General features: G+C 73.2%; 21 protein-coding genes. 11 read left to right on the top strand and 10 right to left on the bottom strand.

The window, feature by feature from the left end:
* Positions 1-73 precede the first annotated feature (73 nt).
* Positions 74-595, top strand: a complete 522-nt coding sequence (locus ACZ3HQ_RS27220) for a hypothetical protein (protein ID WP_467514861.1) — start codon at positions 74-76, stop codon at positions 593-595.
* Here the strand turns inward: ACZ3HQ_RS27220 and ACZ3HQ_RS27225 are convergent.
* On the bottom strand, positions 592-1,029 hold the full coding sequence (locus ACZ3HQ_RS27225) for a hypothetical protein (RefSeq protein ID WP_467514863.1): 438 nt from the start codon (positions 1,027-1,029) through the stop codon (positions 592-594). The genes ACZ3HQ_RS27220 and ACZ3HQ_RS27225 overlap by 4 nt on opposite strands.
* A 214-nt stretch (positions 1,030-1,243) precedes the next feature.
* Here ACZ3HQ_RS27225 and ACZ3HQ_RS27230 point away from each other — a divergent pair, with 214 nt between their 5' ends.
* Entirely contained in the window at positions 1,244-2,155 is a 912-nt protein-coding gene (locus ACZ3HQ_RS27230; RefSeq protein ID WP_467514865.1) for a Gfo/Idh/MocA family protein, read from the top strand.
* Here the strand turns inward: ACZ3HQ_RS27230 and lnt are convergent.
* Complete coding sequence (gene lnt / locus ACZ3HQ_RS27235) at positions 2,073-3,644, bottom strand: apolipoprotein N-acyltransferase (protein WP_467514867.1); 1,572 nt, start codon at positions 3,642-3,644, stop codon at positions 2,073-2,075. The two genes, ACZ3HQ_RS27230 and lnt, sit on opposite strands and share 83 nt — an antisense overlap.
* 109 nt (positions 3,645-3,753) lie before the next feature.
* Here lnt and ACZ3HQ_RS27240 point away from each other — a divergent pair, with 109 nt between their 5' ends.
* Together ACZ3HQ_RS27240 and ACZ3HQ_RS27245 are read left to right on the top strand one after the other, a co-directional pair.
* Positions 3,754-4,365 carry a DUF4291 domain-containing protein gene (locus ACZ3HQ_RS27240; RefSeq protein WP_467514869.1) on the top strand — a complete coding sequence of 204 codons (612 nt, stop codon included), beginning with the start codon at positions 3,754-3,756 and terminating at the stop codon, positions 4,363-4,365.
* Positions 4,366-4,402: 37 nt separating this feature from the next.
* A complete protein-coding gene (locus ACZ3HQ_RS27245; RefSeq protein WP_467514870.1) occupies positions 4,403-5,062 on the top strand; it encodes an HAD family hydrolase in 660 nt (219 codons plus the stop codon).
* Between the two features lie 6 nt (positions 5,063-5,068).
* Here ACZ3HQ_RS27245 and ACZ3HQ_RS27250 read toward each other — a convergent pair whose 3' ends face one another.
* Both ACZ3HQ_RS27250 and ACZ3HQ_RS27255 read right to left on the bottom strand, forming a co-directional pair.
* The gene (locus ACZ3HQ_RS27250; protein WP_467514872.1) at positions 5,069-5,947 is read right to left on the bottom strand and encodes an undecaprenyl-diphosphate phosphatase; all 879 of its coding nucleotides are present in this window, start codon (positions 5,945-5,947) and stop codon (positions 5,069-5,071) included.
* Positions 5,948-6,107: 160 nt separating this feature from the next.
* Entirely contained in the window at positions 6,108-6,878 is a 771-nt protein-coding gene (locus ACZ3HQ_RS27255) for a TVP38/TMEM64 family protein (protein ID WP_467514873.1), read from the bottom strand.
* 323 nt (positions 6,879-7,201) lie between these two features.
* On the opposite strand from ACZ3HQ_RS27255, the gene tuf reads away from it, so the two are divergent.
* Positions 7,202-8,380 (top strand): elongation factor Tu, encoded by a 1,179-nt coding sequence (gene tuf, locus ACZ3HQ_RS27260; RefSeq protein WP_467514875.1) that lies wholly within the window; start codon positions 7,202-7,204, stop codon positions 8,378-8,380.
* A gap of 62 nt (positions 8,381-8,442) precedes the next feature.
* The gene (locus ACZ3HQ_RS27265) at positions 8,443-9,288 is read left to right on the top strand and encodes a spermidine synthase (RefSeq protein ID WP_467514877.1); all 846 of its coding nucleotides are present in this window, start codon (positions 8,443-8,445) and stop codon (positions 9,286-9,288) included.
* A 26-nt stretch (positions 9,289-9,314) separates the two neighbouring features.
* Here the strand turns inward: ACZ3HQ_RS27265 and ACZ3HQ_RS27270 are convergent, their stop codons facing one another.
* The 3 genes from ACZ3HQ_RS27270 to ACZ3HQ_RS27280 form a co-directional block, all read right to left on the bottom strand.
* The gene (locus ACZ3HQ_RS27270) at positions 9,315-9,539 is read right to left on the bottom strand and encodes a hypothetical protein (RefSeq protein WP_467514878.1); all 225 of its coding nucleotides are present in this window, start codon (positions 9,537-9,539) and stop codon (positions 9,315-9,317) included.
* A 92-nt stretch (positions 9,540-9,631) separates the two neighbouring features.
* Positions 9,632-10,915, bottom strand: a complete 1,284-nt coding sequence (locus ACZ3HQ_RS27275; RefSeq protein ID WP_467514880.1) for an MFS transporter — start codon at positions 10,913-10,915, stop codon at positions 9,632-9,634.
* Positions 10,916-10,970: 55 nt separating this feature from the next.
* Complete coding sequence (locus ACZ3HQ_RS27280) at positions 10,971-11,963, bottom strand: DUF8017 domain-containing protein (RefSeq protein ID WP_467514882.1); 993 nt, start codon at positions 11,961-11,963, stop codon at positions 10,971-10,973.
* A gap of 118 nt (positions 11,964-12,081) precedes the next feature.
* Here ACZ3HQ_RS27280 and ACZ3HQ_RS27285 point away from each other — a divergent pair, with 118 nt between their 5' ends.
* The gene (locus ACZ3HQ_RS27285) at positions 12,082-12,534 is read left to right on the top strand and encodes a DUF4442 domain-containing protein (RefSeq protein ID WP_467514884.1); all 453 of its coding nucleotides are present in this window, start codon (positions 12,082-12,084) and stop codon (positions 12,532-12,534) included.
* A 6-nt stretch (positions 12,535-12,540) separates the two neighbouring features.
* Here the strand turns inward: ACZ3HQ_RS27285 and ACZ3HQ_RS27290 are convergent, their stop codons facing one another.
* Entirely contained in the window at positions 12,541-13,212 is a 672-nt protein-coding gene (locus ACZ3HQ_RS27290; protein ID WP_467514885.1) for an MBL fold metallo-hydrolase, read from the bottom strand.
* A gap of 160 nt (positions 13,213-13,372) precedes the next feature.
* Between ACZ3HQ_RS27290 and ACZ3HQ_RS27295 the strand changes: the two genes are divergently transcribed.
* Entirely contained in the window at positions 13,373-14,026 is a 654-nt protein-coding gene (locus ACZ3HQ_RS27295) for a DedA family protein (protein WP_467514887.1), read from the top strand.
* Between the two features lie 20 nt (positions 14,027-14,046).
* Here ACZ3HQ_RS27295 and ACZ3HQ_RS27300 read toward each other — a convergent pair whose 3' ends face one another.
* Positions 14,047-14,574, bottom strand: coding sequence for a gamma carbonic anhydrase family protein (locus ACZ3HQ_RS27300; protein ID WP_467514889.1), 528 nt, complete (start codon positions 14,572-14,574; stop codon positions 14,047-14,049).
* 155 nt (positions 14,575-14,729) lie between these two features.
* On the opposite strand from ACZ3HQ_RS27300, the gene ACZ3HQ_RS27305 reads away from it, so the two are divergent.
* From ACZ3HQ_RS27305 to ACZ3HQ_RS27315, 3 genes are all read left to right on the top strand, one after another.
* Positions 14,730-15,494: an acyltransferase gene (locus ACZ3HQ_RS27305; RefSeq protein WP_467514890.1), complete on the top strand. Its 765-nt coding sequence runs from the start codon at positions 14,730-14,732 to the stop codon at positions 15,492-15,494.
* Between the two features lie 156 nt (positions 15,495-15,650).
* Positions 15,651-16,223 (top strand): helix-turn-helix domain-containing protein, encoded by a 573-nt coding sequence (locus ACZ3HQ_RS27310; RefSeq protein WP_467515111.1) that lies wholly within the window; start codon positions 15,651-15,653, stop codon positions 16,221-16,223.
* 33 nt (positions 16,224-16,256) lie between these two features.
* Positions 16,257-16,826, top strand: a complete 570-nt coding sequence (locus ACZ3HQ_RS27315; RefSeq protein ID WP_467514892.1) for a YbaK/EbsC family protein — start codon at positions 16,257-16,259, stop codon at positions 16,824-16,826.
* Here the strand turns inward: ACZ3HQ_RS27315 and ACZ3HQ_RS27320 are convergent.
* Complete coding sequence (locus ACZ3HQ_RS27320; protein WP_467515113.1) at positions 16,823-17,230, bottom strand: CoA-binding protein; 408 nt, start codon at positions 17,228-17,230, stop codon at positions 16,823-16,825. The two genes, ACZ3HQ_RS27315 and ACZ3HQ_RS27320, sit on opposite strands and share 4 nt — an antisense overlap.
* Positions 17,231-17,364: the final 134 nt, after the last annotated feature.

A 17,364-nucleotide genomic window follows, 5' to 3' on the forward strand; every position in this document is an offset into this window, starting at 1 on the left:
TATCGCCGCCGGCTGCGGTTAGCGTCGTGGCGGACGGCCGACGTGCGGCCGGTGGACGGTTCCGGAGGGCGCGGTGGCGGAGCGACAGGAGCAGACGGCGCCCGATGCCCTGCTGACCCGGATCGGGCAGATCGTCATGCTGCACCGGGGCGGCGACCGCGAGGAGGCCCGGCGCCGGCTGCTGGAGCTGTGGGCGGAGACGGCCGAGTCCGGCGACGCGCTGCACCGCTGCACCCTCGCCCACTACCTGGCCGACACCCAGGACGACCCGGCGGACGAACTCGCCTGGGACCTCAGGGCGTTGTCGGCGGCCGACGAGCTGACCGACGGCCGGCCCGGCGCCGACCCGGCGAGCGTGCGCGGCTTCTACCCCTCGCTGCACCTCAGCCTCGCCGCCGACTACCTCAAGCTGGACCGTGCCGACGCCGCCCGCACCCACCTGCGCCGCGCCCGCCGCGCGGCCGACACCCTCCCCGACGACGGCTACCGCACCGGCGTCCGGGCCGCGATCACCCGCCTGGAACTCCGCCTCCCCGGCACCGGCCCCTCGGAGGGCGACGGCTGGGGGCCACCGCGACAGCGGCCGACGCGTTAACGCCCGTACGCCCGCTCGCAGATCGTCGACTGAGGGCTGTTCTTGGGCCAGCCGCCGTACTTCTTGCCCAGCGCGCACACGTTCGGGATCTGCGGCACCGCGCGGGGCGCGCGCGGGGTGTCGGTGCGCGGACGCTCCGGGTACGCCCGGCGGGGGGCCGGGACGACGGGGGCGCGCCGGGGCTCGGGCACGGCGGCGGGCGCCGGCCGGCGCGGCTTCTCGGCGCTGGGGGAGGGGCCGGTCCGTTGCAGCGACTCCTGGCCCGGCTCCTGGTCCATATGGGGCAGCGCGCTCCCGTCCGGCCGGGCCGCCGCCGCCCGTGACGGCGGGCCGCCCGGCCCCGAGGCGGGCACCGCCGGCCCGTGCACGGTCATGCACCCGGTCAGAGTCGTGACGGCCACCAGCAGCGCCGCGGCAGACGAAGTTCGATCCACCCGCCCACTCTGCGCACCCCTTCGCCGTCATCCACCACCGACGTGCCCGCGATGCCCCACACGAGTGATCTCTCGCCCCACGGGGAGGGCGTGGCGCGGACGCAGGCTGACGCGCTCAGTGGCCGAGCCCTCGGAGCGACTCCGGCCAGGGTCGCGGGAGCCCGCCGTATGCTTCCGGGGACGGGAACGCGGGACAGCGGTAGGGAGAACACAGGTGAAGGTCGGCTGCATCGGACTCGGCGACATCGCGCGGAAGGCGTATCTGCCGGTCCTCGGCACACAGCCCGGCCTCGACCTCCACCTCCAGACCCGCACCCCGGCCACCCTCGGCGCCGTGGGCGACTCGCTGCGCATCCCCGCCGGGCAGCGGCACGAGACGCTGGACTCGCTGCTGGACGCCGGGCTCGACGCGGCCTTCGTGCACGCGCCCACCGCCGTCCACCCGGAGATCGTCACCCGGCTCCTGGAGGCGGGCGTCCCCACGTACGTCGACAAGCCGCTCGCCTACGAACTCACCGAATCCCAGAAGCTGGTGGAGCTGGCCGAGAGCCGGGGTGTACCGCTCTTCGTCGGCTTCAACCGCCGCTACGCCCCCGGCTACGCGCAGTGCCTGGAGCACCCGCGCGACCTGATCCTGCTCCAGAAGAACCGGGTCGGCCTTCCCGAGGAACCGCGCTCGATGATCCTGGACGACTTCATCCATGTAGTCGACACCCTGCGCTTCCTGGCGCCCGGCCCGGTGGACGACGTCACGGTGCGGGTCCGTACCGAGGACGGGCTGCTCCACCACGTCGTGCTCCAGCTCTCCGGCGACGGCTTCACCGCGCTCGGCGTGATGAACCGGCTCAGCGGCTCGGCCGAGGAGGTCCTGGAGGTCTCCGGGCAGGACACCAAGCGCCAGGTGATCAACATGGCCGAGGTGATCGACCACAAGGGCCAGCCCACCGTGCGCCGCCGGGGCGACTGGGTCCCGGTGTCCCGGCAGCGCGGCATCGAGGGCGCCGTCCTCACCTTCCTCGACGCGGTCCGCGCCGGGCAGCCGCTCAGCGCACGGGACGCGCTGGCGACTCACGAGCTGTGCGAGCGCGTGGTACGAGCGGCTCAGAACCCGTCCGGCGCGGCCTGAGCGTCCGCACGCCCTCCCTCACCCCGAGCACCGTCAGCACCAGCAGCGCGCCGTCCACCGGCCAGTCGCCGTGCCGGACGTACGGGGTGACACCGTGCGCCAGCGGTACGTCGTACACCCGCGCCGCGCTCGCGCCGGTGCCGAGCCAGGGGCCGACGCGCTCGCCGTTCGGGCCGTAGACCGCCGAGACGCCGGTCAGGGTGGCGTGGACCATCGGGCGGCCGGTCTCGGCGGCCCGCAGCGCGGCCAGCGAGGCGTGCTGCTCGGGGGCCCAACTGTGCTGGAAGGACGAGGTGGCGGACTGCCCGAGGATTACGTCCGCGCCGTCCTCGGCGAGGTGGCGGCCCATGTCGGGGAACGCGGTCTCGAAGCAGACCAGCGGACCGACGCGCAGGCGCCCGGCGTCCATCACGACCTGCTCCGTGCCCCGGTGCCGGTCCTCGCCCGCCGCCTTGCCGACCGAGGTGGCCCAGCCGAGCAGCGTGCGGGCCGGTATGTACTCGCCGAAGGGAACCAGGCGCATCTTGTCGTACCGGTCCCCGGTGGGGCCGTCGGGGCCGATCAGGACCGAACTCTTGGAGATGCCGGGGCGGTCGGAGCGGCGGGCGTCGACGTTGACCAGGATCTCGGCGCCGGTCTGCCGGGACAGTGCGGCGATCCTCCGGGCCAGGCCGGGGCGGTCGCCCAGGTCGTGGCCGACGCTGCTCTCGCCCCAGACGACCAGGTCCACGTCCCGGCCCGCCAACCGCCGGGTCAGCGACTCCTCCCGCGCGAACCGCTGCTCCGGGCCGTCGTACACGCCCGGCTGGACGACCGCGATCCGCGCCCGGCCGTCCACGTCCGCGCGCGGGGCCCAGGCGTACGCGGCGCTCGTCGCGGCGGCGGTGGCGATCAGGGAGGCCATGGCGGGGACGCGGGAGGCGGGGACCGAGACCAGCACCGCCAGCGCCACGTTGACGGCGACCACCAGGAAGCTGAGCAGCCAGACCCCGCCCACCGAGGCCAGGCGCAGCGCCGGACCGACCTGCCACTGCGTGGAGCCGAGCATGCCCCAGGGGCCGCCGAGACCCTGCCAGGAGCGGACCAGCTCCACCGCCAGCCACGCCGAGGGCAGCACGAGCAGGGCGGCGAAGACACGGGCGGGGGAGGGGGCGCCGCCCAGGAACCGGTGCACGAGCCGGCCCCAGGGGGCCCAGAGCGCGCCCAGCAGGGCCGCTATCAGGAAGATGAACACATGCAGGCTCGGCAGCAGCCAGTGGTGCACGGCCAGCATGAACCCGAGCCCGCCGCACCAGCCGTCGAGCGCGGCCCGGCGCCCGGTCGGCGCGGTACGGGCCAGCGCGATCCAGGGGACGAGGGCGACGTAGGCGAACCACCACAGCGCGGGCGCCGGAAACGCGAGCACGGGCAGCGCGCCGGCGAGGACGGCCGCGCCGGAGCGGGGCCAGGGGGAGTCCAGCAGCCGGCCGTACGACCTCGTGCTCCTCATCCGGCGTCTCCCTCCCCAGGGCTCTCACCTCCAGTGTGCGCGCCTCGCGCGATCCTGGACAGGGGATAACGGGTGGCGGGGTGGGCTCCGGGTGGCCGAATCTGGTCCCATGACCGACCAACCCACCGCCGCCGAACCGAAGTTCCGCATCCGCGCGGCCCACACGCCCGCCACGATCACGGTGTACCAGGCGTACCGGCCCGAGATCGGCGTCCCGGCGGCCCGCACCGGGCGCTTCCCCGCCGCGTGGAGCCGGTCCCGGATGACGTGGATCAAGCCGTCGTTCCTCTGGATGATGTACCGCTGCGGCTGGGGGACCAAGGAGGGCCAGGAGACCGTGCTCGCCGTGGACATCACGCGCACCGGCTTCGAGTGGGCGCTGCGGAACGCCTGCCTCTCCCACCACGTCCCCGCCCTGCACGGCACCCCGGCCGACTACAGGCGCGTCCTGCGCGAGGCGCCGGCGCGGGTGCAGTGGGACCCGGAGCGGGATCTGCGTCTGAGCCCCCTGCCCCACCGCTCCCTCCAGCTCGGGCTCACCGGGGAGGCGGCGGCGCGGTACGCGGACGAGTGGATCGTGGGCATCCGGGACGTGACCCCGCTGGCGACGGAGATCCACGGGGCGGTACGGGCCGGGCGGCCGGCGGAGGCGAGCGCGTTGCTGCCGGAGGAGTCGCCGTACCCCGTGCCGGAGGGGCTGCTGACTCACCTGGGCGCGTAGATCACCGGGGCGGGGTGCCCGCACTACCCTGGCGACCATGATTCGCGCTGCGGTCTTCGATGTCGGTGAGTGTCTGGTGGACGAGACGACGGAGTACGGGACCTGGGCCGACTGGCTGGGCGTGCCCCGGCACACCTTCTCGGCGGCGTTCGGCGCGGTGGTGGCCCAGGGGCGTGATCACCGCGAGGTCTTCGAGGAGTTCCGGCCCGGTTTCGACCTCGCGGCGGAGCGGGCGCTGCGGGCCGACACCGGGATGCCGGAGGCGTTCGGCGAGTCCGACGTGTACGCCGACGTCCGCGACACCCTGGCCACCCTCCGCGCGGACGGCCTCTGGCTCGGCATCGCCGGCAACCAGGACGCCCACGCCGCCCGCCTCCTGCGCGAACTCTTCGCCACCGACGTCGACCTGATCGGCACCTCGGCCGACTGGGGCACCGCCAAGCCCGACCCGGCCTTCTTCGCCCGCCTGACCTCCCTGGTCCCGGCGGAACCGGACGAGATCCTCTACGTGGGCGACCGCCTCGACAACGACATCCGCCCCGCGGCAGCGGCCGGCCTCCACACGGCCCTCCTCCACCGCGGCCCCTGGGCCCGGCTGACCTGGCCCACGAAGGAAGCCCACCGCCTCCCCCTGTTCCGCATCGAGAGCCTGCTGGAACTGTCGGGGCTGATCAGGGAGTTCAACCGCTCGGCCTGAGGGGGATCAGCCCGCCGACTCCGCCGCGTGCGGGCTCAGGACGCCCGCTGTGACCAGGGCGATGATGAGGATGCCCAGGGCGACTCGGTAGTAGACGAAGGGCATGAAGCTCTTGTTGGAGATCCACTTCATGAACCAGGCAATCACCGCGTAGCCGGAGGCGAAGGCGATGACCGTGGCGAAGAGGGTCGGGCCCCAGGCGATCTCGCTGTTCTCGCCCAGGGAGTGCTTCACCTCGAAGACGCCGGAGGCGAGGACGGCCGGGATGGCGAGGAGGAAGGAGTAGCGGGCGGCTGCTTCGCGCTTGTAGCCCATGAAGAGGCCGCCGCTGATGGTGGCGCCGGAGCGGGAGACGCCGGGGATGAGGGCGCACGCCTGGCAGAGGCCGAAGATCAGGCCGTCGCGGATGCCGAGGTCCTTGAGGGTCTTGCGCTGCTTGGGGCTGCGGTGCCGGCCGCCGGACTCGTCGCGGGCCGCCAGCCGGTCGGCGATGCCTATGACCACACCGACCACGATGAGCATCGTGGCCGTGATCCTGAGGTCGCGGAAGGGTCCCTCGATCTGGTCCTTCAGCGTCACGCCGAGCACGCCGATCGGGATCGAGCCGACGATCACCAGCCAGCCCATCTGCGCGTCGTGGTCACCCCGCATCGACTTGTCGAACAGCGAGCGGAACCAGGACGAGACGATCCGCCCGATGTCCTTGCGGAAGTAGATGAGGACCGCCGCCTCCGTACCGATCTGCGTGATCGCGGTGAAGGCCGCGCCGGGGTCCTGCCAGCCGGAGAAGGCCGCGGTCAGCCGCAGATGCGCGCTGGAGGAGACGGGCAGGAACTCGGTGAGCCCCTGGACGAGTCCGAGGACGAGGGATTCAAACCAAGACATGGAGGTGTGGCGTCCAAGCGCTGGGGAGCGTAGGGGTGATCATGCGACGCAGGGCAGCGTAGCGGGCGCCGATGGCAAAGCCTTCACAGGGGGTTGGTCATGCGATGGTCATGAACGCCGGCGGGCCGGGACGTGGACCAAAGCCGTCCGGGCGGTGGCGTCAACGCGCGCGCAGGTGGTGGCGCTTGCGCCAGGCCAGCACCGTACCGGCCAGCGCGGGCAGCCCGATCACGGCCAGCGCGATAAGAAAGGCGGGGGAGGTCGGCGCGGAGGCGCGGGCCCCGGCGACCGCGTACGCGGCCGTGTTCGGGATCGAGCCCAGCGCCGTGGCGAGAAGGAACGGCAGCGTGCGCATCCGGGAGACGGCCGCGCAGTAGTTGGCCGCCCAGAACGGCACCCCGGGGAACAGCCGGGCCGCCAGCATCGAGCGGAACCCGTGCCGGCTGAGCTGCCCGTCCGCCGCCTTCAGCCAGCGCCCGCGCAGCAGCGGACGCAGCGCGTCCTGCCCGAGCGCCCGCCCGAGCCCGAACGCCAGCCCGGCGCCCAGTACCGTGCCCGCCAGCGCCGAGGTCAGCCCCAGCGTGGAGCCGAACAGCGCGCCCGCCGCCAGGTTGAGCAGGGGGCGCGGGACGAACGCCACCGTGCACAGCCCGTACGCCAGCGCGAAGACACCGGCCGCCGCGAAGCCGCCGAGCTGCGGCGGCCAGCCGTCGGTGAGAAGGCGCTGCGGGTCGAAGACCAGGACGGCGGTGGCCGCGGCCGCGAGCAGGGTGAGCAGCAGGGCGAGGCGGAGGTACGCGGACGGCCACGCGCGTACGGCGGGAGCGGCCGGGGTGACGGGGGTGAGGGGCGCGGCGGGGGTCGGCCTCAGGACGACGGCCGGGGGGACGGCCGTGGCGGTGCCCCCAGAGCGGGTGGTGGCATCGGGCATTCGGCGACAGTAACCGACCGGCGGGTGTGATCGGCGTATGGTCCACGGCCGTTGACGGTCCGAAGGCCGCGGAAAACCGTTCGACGTGGGACGACGCGTCCGCCATGATCTGCGTCATGTTCCGGTACGCCTTCCTCGCAGCATCCGCCCTCGCGGACGCGCCGAAGGCTGCCGTCCTCGTCCTCGTGGCAGCCGTCGACGGCGCCCGAAGCTGACCCTCTCCGGAAAGTCCGGCGGACCCCGCGAGGGGAGGGTCGGCAGGTTCCAGGGGTCCCGGCGCTCCCAGCGCTCTTCACGCATCACCAAGACCACGAGGGACAGCCATGCCCAAGACGGCATACGTGCGCACCAAGCCGCACCTGAACATCGGCACCATGGGCCACGTCGACCACGGCAAGACCACCCTGACCGCCGCCATCACCAAGGTGCTCGCCGAGCGGGGCACCGGCACCTTCGTGCCGTTCGACCGCATCGACCGGGCCCCGGAGGAGGCGGCGCGCGGCATCACCATCAACATCGCGCACGTCGAGTACGAGACGGACACCCGGCACTACGCCCACGTCGACATGCCCGGCCACGCGGACTACGTCAAGAACATGGTGACCGGCGCCGCCCAGCTCGACGGGGCGATCCTGGTCGTCTCCGCGCTCGACGGGATCATGCCGCAGACCGCCGAACACGTGCTGCTCGCCCGGCAGGTGGGGGTCGACCACCTCGTGGTCGCGCTCAACAAGGCCGACGCGGGGGACGAGGAGCTGGCCGACCTGGTCGAGCTGGAGGTGCGCGAACTGCTCACCGCCCAGGGGTATCCGGGCGAGTCGGTACCCGTCGTACGGGTCTCCGGGCTCAAGGCGCTCGCGGGCGACCCGCGTTGGACCGCGTCCGTGGAGGCGCTGCTCGACGCGGTCGACACCTACGTGCCGATGCCCGAGCGGTACCTGGACGCGCCGTTCCTGCTCCCGGTGGAGAACGTGCTCACCATCACCGGGCGCGGGACCGTCGTCACCGGCGCGGTCGAGCGGGGCACGCTGCGCGTGGGGGACCGGGTGGAGGTGCTCGGCGCGGGCCTGGAGGGTGCGGCGAGCGTGGTCACCGGTCTGGAGACCTTCGGCAAGCCGATGCCGGAGGCGCAGGCCGGGGACAACGTGGCGATCCTGCTGCGCGGGGTGCCGCGCGACGCGGTCCGGCGCGGGCACGTCGTCGCGGCGCCGGGCAGTGTGGTGCCGAGCCGGCGGTTCACCGCGCGGGTGTACGTGCTCGCCGGGGCCGAGGGCGGTCGCAGCAAGCCGCTGTCCACGGGGTACCGGCCGCAGTTCTACATCCGTACGGCGGACGTGGCCGGGGAGGTCGGCCTCGGTGAGGCGGGGATCGCCCGGCCCGGCGAGACGGTGGAGATGACCGTGGAGCTGGACCGCGAGGTGCCGCTGGAGCCGGGGCTCGGGTTCGCCGTCCGTGAGGGCGGGCGGACCGTGGGCGCGGGGACGGTCACCTCGGTCGGCTGAGCGGTAAGGGGGTGCGCGGGGCCCGGCTCCGCGCACCCCGTCGGAGCGGCGACAATGGCCGGGTGAGCGAACCGATACCCGTGAGCAGGGTCGTCGACCACGGCACCGCCAAGCTGATGCCCGACGTCGACCGGGACCGGGCCTGGCTGCTCACCGTCGACGGGGCTCCGCAGTCCTACGTCGACCTGGACGAGCCGGAGCACCTGGAGTTCGAGTACGCCCGGCGGCTCGGCCACGCCCTCGACGTCGCGGCCGAGCCCGGCCGGGCGCTGGACGCGCTGCACCTGGGCGGGGGAGCGCTCACCCTGCCCCGGTACGTCGCCGCGACCCGGCCCGGCTCCCGGCAGGACGTGATCGAGGCCGACCAGGGCCTCCTCGACCTGGTCACCGAACACCTCCCGCTGCAGCCCGGCTCGGGCATCACCACCCACGCCGCCGACGCACGGGCGTGGCTGGAGGCGGCCCCCGACGACAGCGCCGACGTCGTCATCGCGGACGTCTTCGGCGGCTCCCGGGTCCCGGCCCACCTCACGTCCCTCGACTACGCCCGAGAAGCGGAACGCGTACTCCGCCCGGCCGGCCTCTACCTGGCCAACCTCGCCGACGCGGCCCCCTTCACCTTCCTCCGCTCCCAACTGGCCAACCTGGCCGCGTTGTTCGAGCACCTGGCCCTGATCGCGGAACCCGCGGTCCTACGGGGCCGCCGCTTCGGCAACGCGATCCTCCTGGCCTCCCACACCCCTCTGAACACGGCCCCCTTGGCTCGCCGCACAGCCGCCGACGCCTTCCCGGCCCGCGTCGAACACGGCGACCCACTGAAGAAGTTCATGGGCACGGCCCACCCCGTAGCCGACTCGAACGCCGTCCCGTCTCCCGAGCCCCCGACCGGCGCCTTCGGCATCGGCTGAGGACCGCGGCAGGGCCGGCCGCCGCGCTACCGCTCGCGCCCGAGGGCCGCCAGCGCGGCCAGGACGCCTGTCATCAGGGCGGCGAGGGAGCCGGCAGTGGCCGCGCCGTCCTGTTTCCCGACCACGACCAGGAGGACGTACGCCCCCGTCGCGATGGCGAGTGACAGCGCGACGACCCACCAGGGGACCGGCGGCCCGCCTTCGGGGGAGCGGCGCGCAGGGGATGACTCGGGTGCAGGTTCGGAAGTCATGCGAGCTGCCTCTCGACGAGTGCGCGAGCACGTCCGAATCGACGCTCCGCACAGCATCTCGGCCCTGGTCATAAATGACTAGCCGTCATGGGCTATTGACTTTTAGCTGGCTGCGCTTCTTGGGAGCTAGTGGTATCGGCCGAGACCGCACTCGTCGTATCCCTGCGACGCAATCCCCTGACGTCCGGGATCAGTAGGACGAGCCCCGTCGCGAGGACGATCAGCGCTGACGTGCCCCACAGGGCCGGGGTGCGGCCGAAGGCGGTCTGGGCTGGCCCGGCCAGGGATGTGGCGAGGGGGATGAGGGCCACTGAGCCGAACCAGTCGTAGGCGGAGACGCGGGAGAGCTTGTGTTCGGGGATTTCCTGGTGGAGGGCGGTCATCCAGGAGACTCCGAAGATCTCCACCGTCGCACCGGCGAGGAACATGACGCCGTAGAGGACCCCTACGGGTACCGGGACGGCGAGGGCGGCGGAGGGGAGGGCCAGGGGGAAGACGGAGAGGGTGCCGGCGAGGAGGAGGCGGCGGGGGCGGTAGCGGGTCATCAGCAGGGCGCCCGCCGCCGTGCCCGCGCCGAAGGCGCCCAGGGCCAGCCCCCAGGGCCCGGCGCCACCCAGGCTGTCGCGGGCGACGAGCGGGCCATACACCGCGTTGGCCGCGCCGACCACCGCGTTGACCAGGGAGAACTGGACGACGATGCCCCACAGCCAGGGCCGCCCGATGAACTCGGCCCAGCCGTCGCGGAGATCGGCCAGCAGCCCCGTGCCCGGTTCGCGGGGCGGGATGTGGCTGACGTCGAGGAACGCGCGGCACGCACCGGCGACGGCGAAGCACCCCGCGTCCAGCGCCAGCACCCAGCCGGGCCCGACCGCGGCGACCAGGGCACCCCCGAGCGCCGCCCCGCCGAGCGCCGCCCCTTGGGTGGCCATCCGGAACAGGGCGAAGGCACGGCCCGCGTGCTCACCCTCGACCGAGGAGAGCAGCATCCCCTCGGCCGCCGGACTGAAGAACGCCTGCCCGGTGCCGCCGAGCGCGGTCAGCAGCATCATCTGCCACAGCCGGGGTTCCCCCGTCAGGACCAGCAGGGCGAACGCGCCCTGGGAGGCGCAGTTGAGCGCGTTGGCCGCGACCATCACCCGGTGCCGGGGCAACCGGTCCGCGACCGCGCCGCCGATGAGCAGGAACACCACCAGCGGCAGGGTGCGGGCCGCCGCCACCAGTCCCACGTCCCCGGCGTCACCGCCCGCGTCCAGCACGGCGAACGCGGCGGCTATCAGCGACCCGTTGGCACCGAGGCCGGTGACGACGGCAGCGCCGGTCAGCAGCGAGTAGTTGCGGCCCGCCCACGAGGGGCGCGGGGAAGAGTCCGGGATCACCGGCCGACTATGGCCGGGCGGCCCTGCGGATGCCAACCCGATTACACGTCGTTCGTCAGCTCTCCGTGGGGTCCCCGTGCAGTCGGACGGAGGACAGGATCTTCATGATGGTCGCCGTGTCGACCTCCTCCTTCACGCCCTTGGCGCCGTAGAGGTCGAACGACACGATGTCCTGGGCGGAGTTGCGGAAGGCGAAGGAGATCGCCTTGCCGTCGCTCGCGCACTTGCCCTTCTGCGGACTGCCCGACGAACGCGCCCACGCGTAGGCGCCCTTGACGCCCGAGGACGTTGTGAAGGGCTTGGTCTTCTTGTCGTACGTGAGGCTCTTCTTGTCCGGCTGGGTGTAACCGCCGTAGACGTACCACGGGACCCGCATCACGGCGGCCTGCTCGGGGCTCTTCGCGCCGCTCTCACCGCGCGTACCGGCCACGGCCAGCGAGGTGTCCTCCGTGCGGCCGTCCTTGTCGCTGTCGTCCGTGCACCACTTGGACTTGTAGACGGCGGGCGCGGACACCGAGGTGATCAGCTTGTCGTCGTCGGCGTGGTCCTCCATGAAGTAGGAGGTGTCCGTGGACTCGAGCTGCCACTCCGGCGGCACGTCGAACGCGGTGCCGAACTTCGGGTTGACGACGACCTTCCAGCCCGCGACGACCGGCTTCTCCCCCTCCCCGCCGCGCGGGTTGTCGTCCGGCGCGGACGAACTCACCGTCGGCTCGGGCGTGGGCGCCTGGCTGATCTTCTTCCCGCCCTTGGCCTCGTCGTGCCCGTCGTCCTTGGAGCCGAGGACCAGATACCCCGTCACCCCGGCGGTGACCACGACCGCGAGGGCCGACACGATGGCGACGACCTTGACCCGCTTGCTCCCGCCCGGCTTGTGCGGCGGCTGCGTCGGCGGCCCCCACTGGGGCTGCTGCCCGTACGGGTTCGGCTGCGGGTACTGCTGGTAGCCGGGCTGCTGATACGGATTCGGCTGCTGGTAACCCGGCTGCTGATACGGGTTGTCCTGCGGGTTCTGCGCGCCCCCTGGCGGCTGCTCTCCTGGCCACATGGCCTGAACCCTAATGCGCCACGGGACACGTTTCGGTCACCGTCCCTCGTCAGGGGCGTACCGAAACGGTCGGAACCGGGGCTGGCCAGGTTCGCTACCCGTCGGTAACATCGCGGTCATGACAGTTGAGAGCGCCTCCATGGGCGACATGCTGGCCGCCGCGGTGCCGATGGTGCGGACCCTGAACCTGGAGTTCATCGAGGTCACCCCCGAGCGCGCGGTGCTCCGGCTGCCGGACCAGTCCGAGTACCACAACCACCTGGGCGGCCCGCACGCCGGCGCGATGTTCACGCTGGCCGAGTCCGCGAGCGGGGCCATCGTCCTGACCGCCTTCGGCGAGCAGCTCTCGCGGGCCGTGCCGCTCGCGGTGCGCGCCGAGATCGATTACAAGAAGCTCGCCCTCGGCCCGGTGACCGCCACCGCCACCCTGGGCCGCCCGGACGCCGAGGTCGTCGCGGAGCTGGACGCGGGCACCCGCCCCGAGTTCCCGGTCGCCATCACCATCCAGCGCGAGGACGGTGCCGTCTCCGGCGAGATGACCGTCGTCTGGACCCTGCGGCCCAACGGCTGACCTCCCTCACCCGGTCGCGGCGGCCGCTGCCCGCAGGGCCGCCGCCGCACCGTGGACGACCGGGTCGCCGTGGCCGAAGACCGCCGTGTCCGCCTCCAGCGCGGCCAGCCGGTGCAGCGACGCGACGGCCCGCGCGCGGTCGGTGTTGAAGACGCCCAGGGTCGTCCGGCCGACGTTCGCGACCGCGTCCCCGGTGAACAGCACCCCCGGCCCGGGCAGGTGCACGGCGATCGACCCGTCCGTGTGGCCCGGCACCGCGACCACCACCGCCCCGCCGCCGAACTCCAGCACGTCCCCGTCCGCCACCTCCCGGTCCACCCGGCACGGCGGAGCCGGGGGCAGGGCCGGGACCCCCGCCCGGATCGGGATCTCGAACTCCTCCAGCACCGGCGGCGCCCCGGCCGCCTCGCCCCGGATCACCGGCGCCTCCAGCCGGTGCGCGACAACCTCAGCGCCGTGCCGGGCGGCGAGACGGGCCGCCGAACCGGTGTGGTCCTCGTGCCAGTGCGTCAGCACGATCCGCCGCAGCTCGCCGTCGAGCACCTCCTCGATCTCCGCCGTCGCGCCCGCCGCCCCGGCGTCGATCAGGGTCAGCTCGTCGCCGTCCCGCCACAGATAGGCCGCCCCCACCGGGAAGCGGAGCATGTGCAGAGTCGGCAGTACCTCGATCAGGTCCATGCCTGAAGCCTGCGCGTCCGGCCGCGCGGGCATGCGGTCGTTCGCCCTGGGCTCAGCGGCCGTGCCCGCCGGCGGTGCGCGGCGACCGGGTAGCCTTCCCGGAGGGCGCGCGGGTTAGGCGCGCCCGGCAGGGTGCGATCGGCGACCGGGAGGAACCGCGGTGCACGTGCAGGAATGGCTGGACTCGGTGCCCGCAGTCGCCGTCTACGCCCTGGTGAGCCTGGTGATCGGGCTGGAGAGCCTCGGCATCCCGCTGCCCGGCGAGATCGTCCTCGTCTCGGCGGCGCTGATGTCCTCCCAGCACACCGGGATCGACCCCTTCGTCCTCGGCGCCTGCGCCACGGCCGGCGCGGTGATCGGTGACTCCATCGGCTACGCGATCGGCCGCAGGGGCGGGCGTCCGCTGCTCGCCTGGCTGGAGCGGAAGTTCCCACGCCACTTCGGCGAGGCCCACGTCGCCACCGCCGAGCGGTCCTTCGAGAAGTGGGGCATGTGGGCCGTCTTCTTCGGCCGCTTCATCGCCCTGCTCCGCATCTTCGCCGGGCCCCTCGCGGGTGTCCTGCGCATGCCGTACTGGAAGTTCCTGATCGCCAACGTGCTCGGCGGCGTCGTCTGGGCGGGCGGCACCACGGCCGTCGTCTACTACGTCGGCATGGTCGCGGAGGACTGGCTCAAGCGGTTCTCCTGGGTGGCGCTGGCCGCCGCGGTCGTCGTCGGCCTCGCCTCCTTCGTGGTCATGAAGCGCCGCTCGCAGCGCAAGGAGTCCACGGAGCAGGCCCCCGAGGCCGAGCCGGTGGGCGCCGACCAGGCGTAGGGGCCCCGCCCGCGCCCCTCCTACTCGTGCACGGCCCGGTGCGTCTTCGCCAGGTCCGCGTACAGCGTGCCGTTCAGGGTGACGCCCTGCCGCTCCTCCTCCGACAGCTCCCGGCGCACCTTCGCCGGAACCCCCGCCACCAGCGAACCGGGCGGCACGACCATGCCCTGCGGCACCAGGGCCTGGGCGGCGACCAGGGAACCGGCGCCGATCACCGCGCCGTTCAGCACGGTCGCGCCCATCCCGACCAGGCAGTCGTCCTCGACCGTGGCGCCGTGCACCACGGCGTTGTGGCCGACGGAGACGCGCTCACCGATCGTCAGCGGGAAACCGGGGTCGGCGTGCAGGGTCGCGTTGTCCTGGATGTTGGCGTCCGCGCCGACGGTGATCCGCTCCACGTCACCGCGCACCACGGCCCCGTACCAGACGCTCGCGCCCGCCCGCAGGGTCACGTCACCGATCACCGTGGCGTTCGGGGCGACGAACGCCTCCGGGGCGATCTCCGGTTCCCTGCCGCCGATGCCCACGATCAGGGCCTTGTGCGTCATCCGTGTCCACCGTCTTCCTGCTGGGCGAAAATCGGGCCGGACCGCGCCGGGCGGTCACCCCGCGCACGGTAGGGCATCGCGGTGCCCGCCGGATGGGGTGAAGATCACAGGCGGCCGGCGTCTCGCGGTGAGTGACCGCTGAGTAACGTGGGCGGGTGCCGAAGCGCAAGAACACGTTCTCCTCCTGGCGGCAGGGGCTCGCCCAGCGTGCCGTCCATGCCGCGTGGGGCTGGGTGCAGCGCAGCGGTGCGGTCACCGCCGAGCATCCGGGCCGCTTCCGGTTCCGCGCGATCGGTGAGGCCACCCGGCTCGCCTTCCCGCTCGGCACGGTCTTCGGCGAGCCCTGGATCACGCTCGGCTCGCACTGCATCATCGGCGAACAGGTCACCCTCACCGCCGGCCTCATGCCCGATCTCGACCTCGGCCCCGACCCGATCCTGCGCATCGGGGACGGCGTGGTCCTCGGCCGGGGCAGCCACGTCATCGCGGACACCACGGTCACCATCGGCCGCGACTGCTACTTCGGCCCGTACGTCTACGTCACCTCCACCAACCACTCCTACGACGACCCGCACGAGCCCATCGGCCGCCAGTGGCCCCGGATGGAGCCCGTGGAGATCGGCCCCGGCTGCTGGATCGGCACCGGCGCGGTGATCCTGCCCGGCGCCCGGATCGGCCGGAACGTGGTGGTCGCGGCCGGCGCGGTGGTGCGCGGCACGGTCCCGGACCACGCCGTGGTCGCCGGGGCACCCGCCCGCGTCGTACGCCGCTGGACGCCCGAGGAGGGCTGGCAGCCACCCCTGCGCACCCCCGCACCGGTGCCGCCCCCGGCCGGCGTCAGCTCCGCGCAACTGGGCGCGCTGGCCGCGCTGGACGAGGAGCAGGTGGAGCAGCTCGCCAGGCTGGACGTGGAAGGCTAGACCGCGTGCTCCGTACCGGACCGCGCAGTACAGTGCGGTGCACGGCCGGGTGCGGCGCGCCGCCGCCCCGTGCACCCGATCCGGTCATTCCTTCCTGTGACCGAAGAGGCCCCTGTGACCTCTGTGCCCCCCGATGTGATCTGCAATGGACGTGATGTGGCGGACCTCGACCTGCTGACCCGGTCCCTGGCGCGCAACGTCCGCCGCTGGCGCACCGAGCGCGGCTTCACGCTGGACACGCTGGCCGCCCGCGCCGGGGTCAGCCGGGGCATGCTCATCCAGATCGAGCAGGCCCGCACCAACCCCAGCATCGGTACCGTCGTCAAGATCGGCGACGCGCTCGGGATCAGCGTCACCACCCTGCTCGACTACGAACAGGGACCGCGCGTGCGCGTCGTCCCCGCCGACCAGGCGGTACGGCTCTGGCACACCGAGGGCGGCAGCTACAACCGGCTGCTGGCCGGCACCGAGGCGCCCGGCCCGCTGGAGCTGTGGGACTGGAACCTGATGCCGGGCGAGCACAGCAGCGCCGACCCGCACCCCTCCGGCACGGTCGAGCTGGTCCACGTCACCTCCGGCGAACTCACCCTGGAGGTCGACGGGGTACGGCACGCGGTCCCGGCCGGGGCGAGCGCCACCTTCGAGGCGGACACCCCGCACACCTACGGCAACGAGGGCGACGTACCCCTGCGCATGGTCATGGCGGTCTCCGTGCCCCCAGTGCGCTGAGGGGCACCGGAAGAGGGCTGTTACGGTGCCGCCATGCGCGCCCCCATCGGAGACTTCGACAACGCCCTCCCCGCCCCCGAGGCCCTGGCCGAACTGACCTCACCGGTCGCGGAGGCGGTACGGAACTGGCGGGGGAGCGTCCCCGCCGAGCAGATCCTGTACGTCGACACCGACCCGGACCTCGCGGACACCGCCGTCTTCGTCCAGCACTACGGCGCCGACCTGCCCGAGCTGAGCGCCAACTGCGTGGTGGTCGCGGGCAAGCGCGGCGGCGAGACCACGCTCGCCGCCTGCCTGGTGCTGTCCCGGACGAAGGTCGACGTGAACGGCACGGTCCGCCGTCAACTGGGCGCCCGCAAGGCGTCGTTCGCGCCCATGGACCTCGCCACCGGCGAGACCGGCATGGAGTACGGCGGCATCACCCCGCTCGGACTCCCCGCCGACTGGCCGCTGTTGGTCGACTCCGCGGTGCTGGACCTGCCCTACGTCCTGGTCGGCAGCGGCCGCCGGCGCGGCAAACTCCTGGTACCGGGCAAGGCGTTCGGAGAGATCCCCGGCGCGGTCGTGATCGAGGGGCTCGGGATCCAGGGCGACACGCTCTAGCCCAGGCGGGGGATCTCGATCGCCGGGCAGGCGTCCATCACCATCTCCAGGCCCGCCGCCCGCGTCCGTTCGTACGCCGCCTCGTCCACCACGCCGAGCTGGAACCAGACCGCGCGGGCGCCCTTGGCCACCGCCTCGTCGGCCACCGCGCCGGCCAGCTCGCTGTTGACGAACACGTCGACCACGTCCACGTCGAACGGGATGTCGGCGAGGCTCGCGTACCCCTGCTCGCCCCCGACCGGCTCGGCCTTCGGGTGCACCGGCACCACTCGCTTGCCGTACCGGCGCAGCACCTCGGCGACTCCGTAGGCGGCCCGGTTCCGGTTGTTCGAGAGGCCGACCACCGCCCAGGTGTCGCCCGGGCCGGTCAGGATGGTGCGGATCGTCGCCTCGTCGCCGTACACGGCGGCCTCCTCCAGATGCGGGAACTGTGCGGTGGGGACAACAGCGGGTGCCGCGCGCCGATTCCCCCGCTTGCCCGCCACGCTGTCCGGAATCGGCACAAGGTGCTGCGTCCGGGCCTCCGCGCGCCTACGCT

The organism is Streptomyces sp. NPDC018263, assembly GCF_055562575.1.

What these genes read in the sequence shown, in the direction of transcription:
- ACZ3HQ_RS27315 (WP_467514892.1), top strand. Translation starts at nt 16,257, where the DNA reads ATGCGCGCCCCCATCGGAGACTTCGACAACGCCCTCCCCGCCCCCGAG.
- ACZ3HQ_RS27285 (WP_467514884.1), top strand. Translation starts at nt 12,082, where the DNA reads ATGACAGTTGAGAGCGCCTCCATGGGCGACATGCTGGCCGCCGCGGTG.
- ACZ3HQ_RS27250 (WP_467514872.1), bottom strand. Translation starts at nt 5,947, where the DNA reads ATGTCTTGGTTTGAATCCCTCGTCCTCGGACTCGTCCAGGGGCTCACC.
- tuf (WP_467514875.1), top strand. Translation starts at nt 7,202, where the DNA reads ATGCCCAAGACGGCATACGTGCGCACCAAGCCGCACCTGAACATCGGC.
- ACZ3HQ_RS27270 (WP_467514878.1), bottom strand. Translation starts at nt 9,539, where the DNA reads ATGACTTCCGAACCTGCACCCGAGTCATCCCCTGCGCGCCGCTCCCCC.
- ACZ3HQ_RS27240 (WP_467514869.1), top strand. Translation starts at nt 3,754, where the DNA reads ATGACCGACCAACCCACCGCCGCCGAACCGAAGTTCCGCATCCGCGCG.
- ACZ3HQ_RS27245 (WP_467514870.1), top strand. Translation starts at nt 4,403, where the DNA reads ATGATTCGCGCTGCGGTCTTCGATGTCGGTGAGTGTCTGGTGGACGAG.
- ACZ3HQ_RS27280 (WP_467514882.1), bottom strand. Translation starts at nt 11,963, where the DNA reads ATGTGGCCAGGAGAGCAGCCGCCAGGGGGCGCGCAGAACCCGCAGGAC.
- lnt (WP_467514867.1), bottom strand. Translation starts at nt 3,644, where the DNA reads ATGAGGAGCACGAGGTCGTACGGCCGGCTGCTGGACTCCCCCTGGCCC.
- ACZ3HQ_RS27290 (WP_467514885.1), bottom strand. Translation starts at nt 13,212, where the DNA reads ATGGACCTGATCGAGGTACTGCCGACTCTGCACATGCTCCGCTTCCCG.
- ACZ3HQ_RS27300 (WP_467514889.1), bottom strand. Translation starts at nt 14,574, where the DNA reads ATGACGCACAAGGCCCTGATCGTGGGCATCGGCGGCAGGGAACCGGAG.
- ACZ3HQ_RS27255 (WP_467514873.1), bottom strand. Translation starts at nt 6,878, where the DNA reads ATGCCCGATGCCACCACCCGCTCTGGGGGCACCGCCACGGCCGTCCCC.